This is a genomic window from Rhodoferax sp. RT5P35 (assembly GCF_056521385.1).
On record NZ_JBWMAX010000132.1, the window covers coordinates 1 to 1417 of the forward strand.

The window sequence follows — 1417 nt, forward strand, 5'->3', positions numbered from 1 at the left end:
TGGCCAACAGCCAGGGCGGAGGGTTCGAGCGGCGGCAGGTGGAACAAAGCACCCAGGCGGGTGGCGGCGTCGGCAGCCAGGTCAGCCGCGCCAGCCAGCCCAGCACAGGCCTGGAGGGCGATGTGGTGGCCCAGTTGCAGGCCAAGAACGCCTCTCTGGCCAACCTGAACGTGTTCAAAACCCAGGATGCGGTGCTGGGAACGCTGCTCAACACCCAAGCCTGAAGCCCACCCAACTCCGTGGAATCCCGCCCCGACGACCTCTCCACCAGCCAGGCGCTGGTGATCGACAGCCACGCCACCTCCCGCTCCATCCTGGTGGCGCAGCTGCGGGAGTTTGGCCTGGGCAAGGTGGTGCAGTGCGTCAATACCACCGCCGCGCGCAAGCTGCTGGAGCAAGAACGCTTTGATGTAGTGCTGTGCGAGCACGCGTTTGAAAGCCGGGGTTTCTCGGGCCAAGACCTGGTGGACGACCTGCGGCGCAACCAGCTGCTGCCGTTTTCCACCGTGTTCATCATGGTCACCGCCGAGGCTACCTATGCCAAGGTGGCCGATGCCGCCGAATCGGCCCTGGACGGCTACCTGCTCAAGCCGCACAGCGCCAACAGCCTGGGCGAGCGGCTGTACCAGGCCCGCACCCGCAAGCTGTCGCTGCGCGAGATCTTCGAGGCCATCGACAACGGCAACTTTGACCAGGCCGCCCGCCTGTGCCTGCAGCGTTTTGCCGCCAAAGGCCCGTTCTGGCTGTATGCCGCGCGCATGGGCGCCGACCTGCTGCTGCGCACCGGCCAGTTCGAAGGGGCCTTGACGCTGTTGAACGCCGTGATTGCCGCCAAACCCATGCTCTGGGCCCGGCTGGGCATTGCCCGCACCCTGCTGGAAAGCGGCCAGGCGGCCAAGGCGGCCAGCGCGCTGGAGAAGCTGCTGCTGGAGAACCCCGACTACGCCGATGCCTTCGACATGCTGGGCCGGGCCCAGTTTGAGCTGGGCAAGTACCCGCAGGCGCTGGAGGCCTACCAGAACGCGGCCCAGCGCTCGCCCCACTCCATCACCCGGGCGCAGAACTTCGGTCTGCTGATGGCCTATGTGGGCGACCGCAAACAGGCCGAGCAGTTGCTGGAGCGCACCGTGCGCATGGGCCTGGACTCCAAGATGCTGGACTGCCAGGCGCTGGTGCTGCTGGCGTTTTTGCGGCTGGAATCCGGCGACAAAAAAGCCTTGCTGCGCTGCCAGGAAGATTACAAACGCGTGGCCGCCCGCAGCACCGACACCGTACGCACCGAGCGCCACGCAGCCACCATCGCCGCGCTCATGTTGGTGCAAGAGCAGCAGTATCCGGCGGCGGTCGAGGCGGTCAAGACGCTGGCCGGGCAGCTCAGCGCCCCTGAATTTGACTTTGAAGCCGCCACCAACCTGCT

At 66.4% G+C, this 1417-nt stretch carries 2 protein-coding genes; both read left to right on the forward strand.

The features are described from left to right. A partial coding sequence (locus AC097L_RS24315) for a hypothetical protein (RefSeq protein WP_479589293.1) occupies positions 1-224 on the forward strand: 224 nt, incomplete at its 5' end. Between the two features lie 15 nt (positions 225-239). Next, positions 240-1417: response regulator (locus AC097L_RS24320; RefSeq protein WP_479589294.1), on the forward strand; the 1178-nt coding region annotated here is incomplete at its 3' end.